A 13,186-nucleotide genomic window follows, 5' to 3' on the forward strand; every position below is an offset into this window, starting at 1 on the left:
AGACGCATCGAGGTGAGGATGAAGACGATCGTCGGGATCGCATTCGCCGGAGCAGCGGGAGCCCTCGCTCGCTATGGCGCCGGCGGACTCGTCGGCCGGTTCCAGGACGGTGCGTTTCCCTGGGGCACCCTGATCGTCAACGTTTCCGGCTCGTTCCTGCTCGGACTTCTCTTCGCGCTGTTCACGGAACGGTTCATCGTCTCGCCGGAGCTCCGGATCACGCTCACGGTTGGCTTCGTCGGCGCGTTCACGACGTACTCTACGTTCTCGCTCGAGACCCTGACGCTCCTGGAGGACGGAGCACACGGGCTTGCGCTCCTGAACGTCGTCGCCAGTCTCGTGCTCGGGCTCCTCGCGGCCTGGGGCGGCGTCTCTTTGGGGCGATCCCTGTGACGATCGACGGCCCGGCGGAGCGCCTCCGGATCTACATCGGAGAGTCGGACACTTGGCACGGCAAGCCGTTGTTCCAGGCGATCGTCCAGCGAGCACGGGAAGAAGGTCTGGCCGGCGCCACCGTGGTCCGCGGGATCGAGGGGTTCGGTGCGAGCTCACGGCTCCACACGGCCCGCATCCTTCGGATGAGCTCGGATCTGCCGATCGTGATCGAGCTCGTCGACCAGAAGGCCTCGATCGACCGGTTCGTCCCGATCCTCGACGACATGGTCGGTGAAGGACTCGTGACGCGCGACGAGATCCAGGTGCTCCATTACCGAGGTCGGCCACCGACCGACGACTGACCCGTCGAGGGGGCCGCCGGGGGCGCGTCGACGTCCGGCTTCGATCCGCCGCGTAACAAGAGCGCACCGGCGACCCCCGCCACCAGGGAGGCCGCGAGGATCCCGATCTTGGCGAGATCGAGGAGCGCCGTGCCTTCGAACGCGAGCTCGGCGATGAACAGCGACACCGTGAAGCCGATCCCGCCGAGTGCGGCAACTCCGGCGATGTGGCGCCACGTCGCGCCCTGGGGCATCGTGCCGAGACCGGCGCGAACGACGAGCCAGCTCGCGAGGGTGATGCCGACGAGCTTGCCGATCACGAGCCCGAGGAAGACTCCCAACGTGACGCCGCTGGTCGACGCGTCGACGATGCCGTCGAGGCTGAGCGGGATCCCCGCGTTCGCGAGCGCGAACAGCGGCACGATCAGGTAGCTCGTCCAGGGGTGCAGCATCGTCTCGAGTCGCGTGAGCGGTGAGACGGCCTCGCGCGAGAGGGACGCGAGCCGCAACCACTCCTGTGCGTCGGCGTCAGGCGGGTTCGGATCGTCGTCGGTTTCGGCAGCGACCCGACGGGCCTCGTCGCTGACGGCTCGCGGGCGTTGGAAGGGACGCGAGGGCGCGAGCAGACCGAGCACCACCCCGGCCAGCGTCGGCTCGATCCCCGCCTGCTGTACCGCCAGCCACACGGCCACACCGAGCCCGACGTAGACAGGCATCGCGCGGACGTGGAACCGGTCGGCCGCGAACATCAGGCCGATCGCAGCGATCGCCACGATCACCAGTTCCAAGTCGACCTGCTCGGTGTAGAACAGCGCGATCACGAGGATCGCCCCGATGTCGTCCACGATCGCGAGGGTGAGCAGGAACAGTTTCAGGCTCGCGGGGGCCCGGCGCCCGACGAGCGTGAGGACGCCCAGGGCGAAAGCGATGTCGGTTGCCATCGGGATTCCCCACCCGGCACCGGCGGCCCCCGTCCCCGCGATCAACACGTACAGCAGCGCGGGGACGACCATCCCGCCGATCGCGGCTGCCGCCGGAAGCGCGACCGCCTTGGGGTCGCGGAGCTCTCCGGTGGTGAGCTCGCGCTTGACCTCGAGTCCCACCACGAAGAAGAACAGGGTCATGAGTCCTTCGTTCACCCAGTGGTGGAGGTCGTTGGAGACCTCGAGGATGCCCTCGACACCGATCGTGGCCTGCGTGCCCCAGAATCGCTCGTAGGAGTCGCCGAACGGGCCGTTGGCCCAAACGAGCGCCACGATCGCCGCGGCGAGCAGGAGGATGCCGCCCGCCGCCTCCGTGTGCAGGAAGCTCTGCAGCGGCTGAAGCACACGGGTGGCGACCCGGCGCTCCGAGTGCAGGAACGTGTCGCGCAGGGAGGGAGCAGGGGGGTCCGGAGGCGTTCCACCGGGGGGGTTGCCGCTAGAAGACATCGTCACCTCGACGCCGACCAGGCTTCCCGGCACACCGACGGAACAGAGCCACATGGTACATTCCTCGGCGTTTTGGCCCAAAGCAAGCATGTGGCGCCCTCTTCTCGACGCTCCCGTCCGTGGATCGTCGCGGGTTCGATCGTGGCCGTGCTCGCGGTGGCCGGCATCGCCTTCATCGTCTTCAGCGGTGGGGGCGGAGAGGCGGCAGAGGACACGGACGAGGCTCCGAGTGCGGAGACCCCCCGGTTCAGCTTCAAGATCGACGAAGCGTCCGCCGTGTCGACCGTCGATGCCGAGACGAAGACGCTGAAAGGGCCGACGAAGACGGCGGCCAAACAAGCGTCGGATCTGCTCCAGGCGCTGTACACGGCCGGCTACCTCGATCCGGCCAACTGGCAGAAGGGAACCTACGACACCGTGCTCCAGGCCTTCGACCCCGGCGCGCGCGAGGCGGCGGCGTCCGATCTCGAGTCGCTGACCGCCGGGGCAGACGCCGGTGCCACGTTCACCTCGATCCAGCCGGGGCGCTCGAAGCTCTCGGTCAAGGTGCTGTTCGGCGACGAGAGCGACCCCGAGGCGATCGAGGTCAACGCGACCTTCAGCGCGAAGGGTGTGACCGAGGGGGGTTCGGCCACGAACATCCTGAGCCAGGGTTCCTATTTCCTCCAACCCTCGGGCGCCGACTGGAAGATCACCGCGTTCGAGGTCGATCGGCGCGAGAAGGCCGGGAAGAGCACCGGAACGAACGCCACGCCGACGGAGGCGTCGTCGTGAAGCGCCGACTCCCCCTGATCGCCGCCGTGATGGCCGCATGGATCGTCGGTGCGACGCTCGGGAGCCTGTCGGCGCCCGTCGCCGCGGAGGCGGTCCCTCTCCTTGCCGTCGGCAAGGTTCGCGCCGGGTACGTCCCCGACCTCGAGAGCGACGAGCCGATCTTCATCCTCGCGATCGGCAGCGACGCCCGCGTCGACGACGGCACCGCCGTGGAGAAGGGGCTCGGCGATTCGATCCACATCATCGGGATCAACCCGAAGAAGAAGGCGGTCACGATCCTCGGGTTCCCCCGTGATTCGTGGGTCGACATCCCCTGCTTCGGTCAGGGGAAGATCAACAACGCGCTGGCGAGCGGCGGCCCCGAGTGCATGGTCGAGACGATGGAACGCCTCACCGGCATCAAGATGGACTACTGGATGCTGACCTCGTTCGACGGCGTGAAGGACGCTGTCGACGAGATCGGGCGGCTCACGCTCGAGATCCCGTTCCCGATGAACGACCCCTACGCGAAGAGCGACTTCTCGCCGGGCACCTACGACCTGCGAGGCTACGACGTCCTCGCGTTCGGTCGCGATCGCAAGAGCTTCGGCCAGGGCGACTTCGCGCGGTCGGAGAACCAGGGCCGGATCATGGTCGCGGCCCTGGCGCAGTTCCGCAGCGAGTTCGCCGAAGACCCGAGCCGCCTGCTCGACTGGGTCGGCGCAGGGATGCGCAACGTCGACACCGACCTCTCGCTCGACGAGCTGGTCCGGTTCGGCTTCGCCGCGACCTCGTTCAACCCCGAGAAGGTCGAGAACATCGTCGTTCCCGGGTCGATCGGCATGGAAGGGGAGCAGAGCGTCGTCTTCATCACGAACGCGGCCCGACCGATCTACGCCGACATGAAGAAGGACGGCGTCGTCGCGCGGAACAACCTCCCGCCCAGCCCCACCGCCGGGGAGTAGGGCACGGCGATCGCGGTGCTAGGCTCGCGCGCGGCCCGTCACCCACCGGGTCGCGACCGAAGGGCCGCTCCATGACTACCCTCCAAGACGATCTGCACAACGTCCATCCGGCCCGTCAGCGCATGTACCTGGCGCTCGCGATCGTCGTGACGGTCCCGGGTGTGGTCGTGCGCTTCCTCGATCCGGGTCTGCCGCATCCGCTGGAGGCCGCGCTGTTCGGCATGGCGATCGTAGGCGCGGCGTTCCTGCTGTCCTGGGGGGCCGAGGCGGCTCAGCTCGACATCTCCGCGGGACTGGCGATCGCCGTGCTCGCGTTCATCGCGGTGCTGCCGGAGTACGCCGTCGATCTCGTGTTCGCCTCCAAGGCCGGCAACGCCGTTCAAGAGTTCGGGGCGGCCTGCGGTCCCCCGGGCAGCGATCCCGAGTCGACCCCCTGTTCCCTCGCACTCGCCAATATGACCGGAGCGAACCGGTTGCTGATCGGGATCGGGTGGTCGCTGGTCGTGTTCCTTGCCTGGTATCAGGTCCGGCGGTTCCGACGGCGGGAGACCGAAGGCACGCTCGACGCGGCGGACCGACGGGCTCTCGTGGGACAGAGCGGCACCGGAATCGAACTCGAGCGATCGCATGCGGTCGAAGTGAGCTTCCTCGCGCTCGCGACCCTCTACTCCTTGACGCTGCCGCTGAAGCATTCGATCACGCTGATCGACGCCGGCGTGCTCATCACGATCTTCGTCGCCTACACGATCCGGATCTCGCGCGCCCCCGCGGAGGAACCCCACCTCGTCGGCCCGGCACGGTACGTGGGTACCTTCTCCGATGGGCGTCGCCGCCTGAGCGTCGTCGCGATGTTCGTGTTCGCTGCGACGATCATCCTTCTGAGCGCCGAGCACTTCGCCGAGGCGCTCGTCGCCAGTGGCGAGACGCTCGGGATCAGCGAGTTCGTCCTGGTGCAGTGGCTCGCGCCGCTGGCGTCGGAGGCGCCGGAGCTGCTGATCGCAGGCCTCTACGCCTGGCGTCTCAATACGAACGCGGGTCTGGGCACCTTGGTGTCGTCGAAGGTGAACCAGTGGACCTTGCTGGTCGGGACCCTGCCGATCGTGTTCGCCATGGCCTCCGCGAGCTCCCACGGCCTGCCGCTGGGGGCGCTGCAGCGAGAGGAGCTGTTCCTCACCGCCGCGCAGTCGTTCTTCGCCGTGGCGGTCCTGTCGAGCCTCTCGTTGTCGAACCGCGAGGCGTTGATGCTGTTCGGGTTGTTCTGGGCGCAGTTCATCCTCGGCGCGGTCGTTCCGGAGTCCTTGGTCGCTGCGGAGCGGATCGGGGTAGGCATCCTCTATCTGGTGCTCGGTGCCGTGGTCCTGATGAAGGACCGCGGACAGATCCGGCGGCTGCTACGGGACGGGTTCCGAACACCCTTCTCCGAGATGATGGAGGACGAGCCGGCGGCGGATCCACGGACCTCGACCCCGGCTCCCGGAGCCTGATCGGTCCGGGGAGCCCGCCACCGAGGACCCCGCCACCGGCCGCGACGTCACCGATGGCTACGATGGATGCGTGGACCCCCGTGCCTTCCTCGCCTCGATACGCGACGACCCCGACCGCGCCGACTCCCTGACCCATGTCCGCGAACTGGCCGCGATCGCTCCGATCCTCGAGGCGTTCCCCTCCGAGGTCCCCGACCTGCTCGTGCGCCGACTCGAACTGCTCGGCATCGAGGGCCTGTATCCGCACCAGGCGCGAGCGCTCCGCGGGCTCCTCGACGGCCGCGACGTCGTGCTGTCGGCAGGCACGGCGTCGGGCAAGACGCTCGCCTCGACCCTCGCCTTCGCCACGGCGGCGCTCGACGGCGAGAAGGCGACCGCGCTCTGGGTGTATCCGACCAAGGCGCTGGCGCGCGATCAGCTCCGGCAGGTGCGGACGCTGAAGCTGCCCCAGCTCCGAGCGGCCGTCTACGACGGCGACACCCCGAAAGAGGAGCGTCCGCTGATCCGTCGCAACGCGAACCTGGTCCTGACGAACCCGGACATGCTCCATGCGTCGCTGTTGCCCGACCACGCGCGATGGGCGGACTTCTTCCTGCGACTGTCGCTCGTGGTCGTCGACGAGGCCCACACGGCGCGCGGGGTGTTCGGATCGCACGTGGCGATGGTCTTGCGGCGGTTGCGCCGGCTCGTCGCACACTACGGAGGCACGCCACGGTTCGCGCTGGCCTCGGCGACGATCGGCAACCCGACGGAGCTCGCGGAACGCCTGCTCGGCAGCCCCTGCGAGGCGATCGTCGACGATCGCGCTCCGCGCGGCGAGAAACTCTTCGCCCTCTGGAACCCGCCGGTGGTCGACGAGGACACGGGGCAACGCCGGAGCGCGCTCTCGGAGTCGGCCGATCTGCTGGCGGCCCTGACCGACGCCGGCGCGCGGTCGATCGGGTTCACGCGATCGCGGCGAGCAGCCGAGCTGTTGGCCACGTTCGCGCAACGAGCCGTCGGGGACGCGGTGGCGTGGGACACGATCAAGGCTTACCGCGCCGGCTATCTGCCCGAGCAGCGACGCGAGATCGAACGGGCGCTCGCCGCCGGCGAGCTCACCGCGATCGCCGCGACCAGCGCACTCGAGCTGGGCATCGACATCGGCTCGCTCGATGCCGCGGTGCTCGTCGGCTATCCGGGGACGCGCGCCTCGATGTGGCAGCAGGCCGGACGAGCGGGACGACGCGGTGACGGCTCGCTCGCGGTGCTCGTCGCGCAGGACGACCCGCTCGATCAGTACCTCGTCCACCATCCGGAGGCGTTGTTCGACCGGCCTCCGGAGGCCGCGGTGATCGACCCGGGGAATCCGTTCGTGCTGGAACCGCATCTGCGCTGCGCCGCGCGGGAGATGCCGCTGTCCCACGACGAGGCGGTCGCCTTCTTCGGACCCGCCGCGGAACGGGCCCTCGAACGGCTCGTGACCGCGGGCGAGCTCGTGGAGCGCCCCGTACGCGGCGGTGGCCGCGCGCTGCACCATGCCGGACGCGAGGCGCCGCATCGTTCCGTCGACATCCGGTCGGCGTCCAGCCACGTGTACTCGATCGTGATCGCGGACACCGGCGAGCTGCTCGGCACCGTGGACGAGGCGCGTGCCTTCGCCCAGGTGCACCCCGGGGCCGTGTACCTGCACCAAGGTGAGACGTTCCTCGTCGTCGAACTCGATCTCGTGGAGCGTGTGGCGATCGTCGAACGCGCAGAGCCGGACTACTTCACCCGTTCGCGGGATGTGACCGACCTCCGCGTGCGCGAGATCGAGCTCGGATCCGTCACGGGAACGGTTCCGGTGACGACCGGCACCGTTGAGGTCACGAACCAGGTCGTCGGATACGTGCGTACTTCGATCGCGTCGGGCGAGACGCTCGACGTCATTCCGCTGGCCTTCCCGCCCCAGTCGCTGCAGACCCGCGCGGTGTGGTGGTCGGTACCGAAGGACGTGATCGATCGTGCCGGGATCCGGCCCGCCGACCTGCCCGGAGCGGCCCACGCCGCCGAGCACGCGGCGATCGGTCTGTTGCCGCTCGTCGCCACATGCGACCGCTGGGACGTCGGCGGCGTCTCGACCGCACTGCACCCGGACACCGGGACGTGTGCGATCTTCGTGTACGACGGCTATCCGGGTGGGGCGGGCATCGCCTCGCGTGGGTTCGAGGAGGCCGACCGGTGGTTACGGGCGACCCTCGCGACCGTACGCGAGTGCCCGTGCACGCGAGGCTGCCCCTCGTGCGTCCAATCTCCCAAGTGTGGCAACGGCAACGAACCGTTGGACAAAGCGGGCGCGGTCGCTCTGCTCGCGGCGATCCTCGGCGAGCGGTGGGGCTGAGCTCGCCGAACGGCGCGTGAGCGGCATGTGTGCGCGAGACGAACACCCTGCCGTGGATGCGACCGCCCCTCCCGTTTCTGGCACGATACGCCGCACCATGGACGACCATCGCCGTCCGGCGGACTTCGCCGAGGTGACTCCCTCGCTCGAGGAGCTGACGCGCAACCTCTCCGAGCAGATCGACGAGGTGCAAGGCGCGGAGCTCATCGTCGGCATCCCCTGCTACGACAGCCAGGCGACCGTGGCCAACGTGGTGCGCGCGGTCGAGACGGGGCTGCGGCGCCACTACGCGGACGTCGCCTCGGCGATCGTGATCCTCGACAGCGGATCGAGCGACGCCACCGTCGCCATCGGGATGGGCGCCTCGACGAGCGTCGATCAGGACCTGTTGCTGATCCCCTCGGGAGCGCCGCTGCCCAAGCGGGTCGCGACGACGCTCGAGGGGATCCGCGGGAAGGGGAACGCTCTGCGGCCCCTGTTCACGATCGGGAGGGCGGTCGGGGCGCGGGCCCTCGCGTGTGTCGATTCCGACCTGCGGTCGATCACCCCAGTCTGGGTGGAACAGCTGCTCGGGCCGGTGCTCGAGCACGACGCCGACCATGTTCTACCGATGTATCTGCGCCACAAGCATGACGCGACGATCACGAACTCGGTCGCGTATCCGATGACCGCCGCGCTGTACGGAACCGAGGTTCGCCAGCCGATCGGCGGGGACTTCGGGTTCTCCGGGCGGATGGCCACCATGTGGGCGGAGCAGGACGACCTGTGGACCACCGAGGTCGCCCGGTTCGGGATCGACATCTGGATGACCACCTCGGCGATCGCCGGCGGGTACCGGGTCGCGCAGACGCTGCTCGGGAGCAAGCTACACGCGCCGAAAGACCCAGGAGAGCACCTCGGTCCGATGTTCCACCAGGTCGTCGGGACGATGTTCGCGCTTGCGGGACGCTTCCACGGCGTCTGGAGTGCGGTCGAGCGGATCGCCCCCGCACCCGTGTTCGGGTTCCCGTTCGCCACCGGGACCGACCCGCTCGCCGTGAACGTCGCGGGGCTGATCGGCAAGTTCCGCGACGGGGTCGTCGCATTCGCCCCGGACCTGGAGGATGCGCTCGAGGCCGCCACCCTCGCCCGCGTTCGCGAGGTTGCGAACGGCTCGCCCGATCCCGAGCGGTTCGCCTTCCCGCTCGAGCTGTGGATCGACGTCGTCCAGGACCTGCTCGTCGTCGCCAACCTTCCCGGAGCCGATCCGGACCGGTTGATCGACGCGATGATCCCGCTGTACTTCGCGCGAACGGCGTCGTTCGTGCGGGAAGCGGGCGGCGACGATCAGGCGGCGGCGGAACACCGGATCGGTACCTACCCCGCGGCCTTCCTGGCGCGAAAGGACCGGCTCCGTTCCCGGTGGGCCGACGTGATCGGTTCGTGAAGACCGACTAGCTGCCGGCGATCAAGACGGGAAGCCCAGGCGCCCGCACGAGGCGGCTCGCCACGCTCCCGAGAACCGCTTTGGACGCACCGTGTCCGCGGCTGCCGACCACGAGCAGGTCGTAGTCCTTGTCCGTCGCGTGCTGGAGCAGCGCCGCTCCCGGCGCGCCGGCGAGCACGACCGTCTCCGGATCCCACGCGACGACCGACGCGGCGCAGGTCTCGAGCGCGCGCTCGGCGTCTGCCGCGGCTCCCCACGGACGCGCGGTCCGCGCGGCGTCGTGGTCGATCACGGCGGCGAGGGTGAGCTGCCCGATCCGATCGCCGAGGAGGTCGATCGCGTGGCTCATCGCCGCGGTCGACTCGGCGGAACCGTCGATCCCGACCAGCACCTGCACCGGGCCGGGACCCGGCGTGCCCACGCGCACCTGGCGCGGGGCGGTGGCCTCTGGCTCGTGACGGGCCGCATCCAGGGCCAGGAAGATCACGAGGGGGCCGAACACCGCACCGAGCACCCCCCAGTTGAAGAGATCGTGCCCGCGACGTCCCATCACGAACGTGACGATCGACCCGATCGCCACCCACACGACCGCGATGAGCAGGAAGATCTGCGTCGTGCTCATGAGGCCATCCTAGCCCGCGGGTTTCGCTCCGCGGCCCGTGATCCGGCCGAGGATCGAGCCGATCATGCGCCGCTCCGCGGGAGCGAGCCCGAACGCGAGCAGCGCCGCGACGTACGTGGCCACACCGAGCCCTCCCGAGATCACGAGGTCGGCGAACCACCGGGCATCGGCGATCAGGAGGTCGGCCGCGATCATCACGCCCGCACCGATCGCCGCCGGCCCGAGCAGGCGTAGGAAATGCCGGTCGAACGGCCAGATGCGCACGAACCGCCGGACGAGCAGGAGCCGTACCGCGGCGGAGAACGTCAGGGTGGCGGCCTGCGCGATCGCAGCTCCCTCGATCCCGAGCGTGGGGATCAGCGCGTAGGCGAGCCCGATGTCGATCGCGAACCCGGCCAGGTACACGAGCAGATCCCATCCGGTCCGTCCGACCATGATCAGGATGAAGCCCACGGTACCGACGAGCACCGGAGCGATCATGCCGACGATCAAGATCCGCAACGCGTCCTCCCCTTGGGTGAACTCCGCGCCGAAGATGTGCAGCACCGGACCGGGAAGGATCGCGAGCACCAGCAGCACCGGGATCGTCGCCGCGAGCGTCCACCGCGTCACCGACTTGTAAAGACCATCCAGCTTCTCGTGCTCACCGCGGTGGTGCAGATCGGCCACGAACGGACTGAAGGTCAGCGACACCGAGGTCAGGAACAGGAACAGCGATTGCGCCGCCCTCAGCGCGGCAGCGTAGATACCGACCTGTGCCGCGCTCACGGCTCCCTGCCCGCCCGAGAGCGCGGACAGCACGAAGAAGTCGGCCCAGAAGATCAGCTGGGAGAACAGCGTGGCAGGAGCACGGAGCGCGCCGAAGCGCAGCAGGGAGCGGGTTCCCTCCTCCCGGATCCCCTCGCCGTCGGAAACCCGATCGAAGCCGCGGGTCTGCTTCTCCCACCCCCACCACGCGATCACGAGCGCGAGGCCCCAGGAGACGCTGAACGCCATCGTGGTCACACCCGCGCTGTCGGCGATCACCGCCCAGCCGATCAGCGCGAGCAGGATCCATCCGATCGGTTGCGCGGTCCACTGCGCATACAACGTGTAGCGCATGATCTTCAGGCCACGCGTGGCGCCCATGTAGGTGAACGCGAGCGCTCCGAGCGGGATCCCGATCGCCGCCGCCTGGAACGCCGGGGTGGCGACGGCAGGCAGCTCGGAGAACGTGCGCGCCATCCATCCGGATGCGAAGAACGATGCGAGCCCGAACGCGATGCTCACGGCTCCCGCGATCAGGACGGCCCGGCGCACGAGGCCCCGGACCCGGCCGTTCTCCCCGCGCCCGACGAGGATCGCGACGAGCCGAACGCTCGCGACGTCCATCCCGAACCGGGTCGCCGCCGCGGCGATGAAGGCGAACTGGGTCGTCAGGGTCACGATGCCGTACCGTGCGTCGCCGAGCGTGCGCGTCATCAGCACCTGCGCGACGAACGTCGCGACCGCACCGATGCCGAGACCGAGGACGTTCTGTCCGGTGTTCCCGAGGATGTTGCGCTGGTCGGCGAACCGCTCGCCCGCCAGCGCCCCGGCTACCGCGCCCCGCACGCCTCCCGGAGCCGGATCGACGACCTCGGCGCCCGTAGGGTCCGCGATCTCGCCGTCGCCGGAACCGTTACTCGAGGTAGCCAAGGCCGCGGAGGTGCTCCTCCATCTCGTCGGCCTCCGTGTCGCTGACCGTGGGCTCGGCGGTGGAAGAGGCGTCGACGGTCCCGGCCGCCGTTCCGGCCTTCACCGACGCGTCGGTCCCGACGACCTCGTGCAGCACGCGACCCGTGTGTTCGATCGAGGCCGGCGCGTCGAGGGCCGCGAGGATGGTCGGAGCGAGGTCGACGAGCAGCGGCGTCTGCTCGAAGGCTCGGACACCTGGACCGGTGACCGCCATCACGCCGTCGATCCGGTGGTCCCCCGCGATCCAGTCCGCCTTCTCGACCGCGCTCTTCGCGTGGGTGAGCGAGTACTGCTCGGCCGGCTCCATCAGGATGTCGGGCGCGGCGTCCGCGTGCTTGCCCTTGAAGATCTCCTCGCGCTTGAAGATCGCCTTCACGGGCTTCCTGCCGGTCTCGGGGTCGACGAAGCTCGACAGGGCGTCCATGACCTGGTCGCGGACCTTCTCGAAGTCCGCCGGGTCGACGATGCCGTCGGGCTCGCGCCCGGCGAGATTGATCGATACCCCCTCGCCTGTGGAGCGGATCGAGGTGTAGGCCTTGGTCTTCTGCCAGTTGACCGGCTGCTTCAGCGAGACCTTGCCGTGGAGGCCGAGCAGGTCGTAGACCTTGCGGGCCGCCGAGCGCATCGGTCCCCACTGCAACGGCCCGTAGACGACATTCGACGCGGAGAAGTCGAGGTAGCCGAACCGCTTCAGCAGGTGGTCCATGTGGATCGCGCGCGAGCACGACTGGAACCCGTGGTCGGAGATGAACATGACGATGTCGTCGTCGTTCGTCTTGGACACGAACGAACCGATCGCCTCATCGAGCTGGCGGTAGACGTCGACGACCTTGTTGTAACGCTGGGTCTTCGACAGCTTCGGGTAGTCGGGGTGGTCGGGACCGACGTAGTTCGACAGGCAGTGCTGGGTGCGGTCGACGCTGACCCACACCGACATCAGGAAGTCCCAGTCAGTGTTGTCCATCAACCAGTTCGTCGCGGCGATCCGCTTCCCGGTGATCTGGAGCGCCTCGTCCAGGTACGGGTCCGGCTTGTTGCGGAACGTGGTCCAGCTCATCCCGTTGATCTCCCACGGGACACCTGCGGCCTCGAGCTCGGTGGCGAGGCTGTCGGGATGGGAGAACGGACGACCCTTCGGGAGCACGCCACCGGCGAGGACCTTCCCTTTGACATCCGGGGGCGGGAACATCAGTGGGACGTCGACGTACACGCCCTCCTTGCCGGCCGCAGAGAGGTCGGAGACGAAGGTGCGCTCCTTGATCGACTTGTAGGTGACCGGGTACTGCTTGTGCGTTCCGGGAACGGTCTCGAGGATGTCGTAGACGCCGTGATCGGCGGGGTTGACTCCGGTGAGGAACGACGGCCACGCCGCCCACGAGTGGGTCGGGATCGTCGACTTCAGGACGTCGCGCTGGCCTTTGGCCAGCAGCGCCTGGAGGTTGGGAAGGGCCCCCTGCTCGAGCAGAGGGTCGAGGATGCGCCAGTCGGCTCCATCCCACGCGATCAGCAGAACTCTCGGCATCGATGCACCTCAGCGGGGGTCGGACGAGGGTCGGTCGGTGACCGGCGTAGTCTAGCCGCGGCCCTCGGGCGGCGACCATCGGTCCGATGTCGCGTTCCTGTCGCGGCCGACCGTGGAGCCCGGGACCGTTTGACCTTCCGAGGGGTCCGGGATCCGATCTCTCCCGAACCTCGGATCGCTCGGCACGAGA

General features: G+C 68.9%; 11 protein-coding genes. 7 read left to right on the forward strand and 4 right to left on the reverse strand.

The genetic code is table 11. The features are described 5' to 3' along the window. Nucleotides 1-18 precede the first annotated feature (18 nt). Nucleotides 19-393, forward strand: a complete 375-nt coding sequence (gene crcB, locus WEF05_02225; GenBank protein ID MEX1100717.1) for a fluoride efflux transporter CrcB — start codon at nucleotides 19-21, stop codon at nucleotides 391-393. Then, nucleotides 390-737: a DUF190 domain-containing protein gene (locus WEF05_02230; protein MEX1100718.1), complete on the forward strand. Its 348-nt coding sequence runs from the start codon at nucleotides 390-392 to the stop codon at nucleotides 735-737. The genes crcB and WEF05_02230 overlap by 4 nt, the downstream gene beginning before the upstream one ends. Here WEF05_02230 and nhaA read toward each other — a convergent pair. Then, on the reverse strand, nucleotides 707-2,200 hold the full coding sequence (gene nhaA / locus WEF05_02235; GenBank protein ID MEX1100719.1) for a Na+/H+ antiporter NhaA: 1,494 nt from the start codon (nucleotides 2,198-2,200) through the stop codon (nucleotides 707-709). The genes WEF05_02230 and nhaA overlap by 31 nt on opposite strands. Nucleotides 2,201-2,287: 87 nt before the next feature. Here nhaA and WEF05_02240 point away from each other — a divergent pair, with 87 nt between their 5' ends. From WEF05_02240 to WEF05_02260, 5 genes are all read left to right on the forward strand, one after another. Continuing rightward, nucleotides 2,288-2,920, forward strand: coding sequence for a hypothetical protein (locus WEF05_02240; protein ID MEX1100720.1), 633 nt, complete (start codon nucleotides 2,288-2,290; stop codon nucleotides 2,918-2,920). Further along, nucleotides 2,917-3,864, forward strand: coding sequence for an LCP family protein (locus WEF05_02245; GenBank protein ID MEX1100721.1), 948 nt, complete (start codon nucleotides 2,917-2,919; stop codon nucleotides 3,862-3,864). The genes WEF05_02240 and WEF05_02245 overlap by 4 nt, the downstream gene beginning before the upstream one ends. 71 nt (nucleotides 3,865-3,935) lie before the next feature. Continuing rightward, nucleotides 3,936-5,348 (forward strand): sodium:proton exchanger, encoded by a 1,413-nt coding sequence (locus tag WEF05_02250; GenBank protein MEX1100722.1) that lies wholly within the window; start codon nucleotides 3,936-3,938, stop codon nucleotides 5,346-5,348. A gap of 70 nt (nucleotides 5,349-5,418) precedes the next feature. Beyond that, complete coding sequence (locus WEF05_02255; GenBank protein MEX1100723.1) at nucleotides 5,419-7,710, forward strand: DEAD/DEAH box helicase; 2,292 nt, start codon at nucleotides 5,419-5,421, stop codon at nucleotides 7,708-7,710. Between the two features lie 97 nt (nucleotides 7,711-7,807). Then, the gene (locus WEF05_02260; GenBank protein ID MEX1100724.1) at nucleotides 7,808-9,136 is read left to right on the forward strand and encodes a glycosyl transferase family 2; all 1,329 of its coding nucleotides are present in this window, start codon (nucleotides 7,808-7,810) and stop codon (nucleotides 9,134-9,136) included. A 7-nt stretch (nucleotides 9,137-9,143) separates the two neighbouring features. On the opposite strand, the gene WEF05_02265 is transcribed toward WEF05_02260, so the two are convergent. From WEF05_02265 to WEF05_02275, 3 genes are read right to left on the reverse strand one after another with little or no spacing between them, the layout of a single operon-like run. Beyond that, nucleotides 9,144-9,758 (reverse strand): universal stress protein, encoded by a 615-nt coding sequence (locus WEF05_02265; protein ID MEX1100725.1) that lies wholly within the window; start codon nucleotides 9,756-9,758, stop codon nucleotides 9,144-9,146. A gap of 9 nt (nucleotides 9,759-9,767) precedes the next feature. Continuing rightward, complete coding sequence (locus tag WEF05_02270; protein MEX1100726.1) at nucleotides 9,768-11,435, reverse strand: flippase; 1,668 nt, start codon at nucleotides 11,433-11,435, stop codon at nucleotides 9,768-9,770. Further along, on the reverse strand, nucleotides 11,419-12,996 hold the full coding sequence (locus tag WEF05_02275; protein MEX1100727.1) for an alkaline phosphatase family protein: 1,578 nt from the start codon (nucleotides 12,994-12,996) through the stop codon (nucleotides 11,419-11,421). Before WEF05_02275 ends, WEF05_02270 begins: the two co-directional genes overlap by 17 nt. Nucleotides 12,997-13,186: the final 190 nt, after the last annotated feature.

The organism is Actinomycetota bacterium, assembly GCA_040881665.1.
Lineage (GTDB): Bacteria > Actinomycetota > UBA4738 > UBA4738 > HRBIN12 > JBBDWR01.